Annotated in this window: 1 protein-coding gene; it reads left to right on the top strand. The window is 54.4% G+C overall.

Features of this window, described 5'->3' with window-relative positions; genetic code table 11:
• The coding region (locus IFT47_RS27335) for an IS110 family transposase (RefSeq protein WP_192175188.1) at positions 1-274 on the top strand (274 nt) is incomplete at both ends.

Genomic DNA, 274 nt, shown 5'->3' on the forward strand with positions numbered 1-274 from the left:
TCGAGCTGGCTTATGAGGCGGGTCTCGACGTTTACATCATTGATGGCTATCAGCTGAGTAATTACCGTAAAAGTGTTGGCGTGCGTAGTAAAACGGACGCCTCCGATGCTCGTCTTCTTGCCCGTTATCTGAAAAACGAAGGCGAAGATTTACGCCCCTGGACTCCACCTCCCGCCGTCTACGGCAAGCTACAAAGCCTTCTGCGGCGCAGGGCTTCGCTGGTTCAGGCCAAAACCAGCCTGACCCAGAGCTGGGCAAATGACGCCAGTTTGAA

Source organism: Pseudomonas sp. CFBP 13711, from assembly GCF_014842265.1.
In the GTDB taxonomy this organism is placed as follows: Bacteria; Pseudomonadota; Gammaproteobacteria; order Pseudomonadales; family Pseudomonadaceae; genus Aquipseudomonas.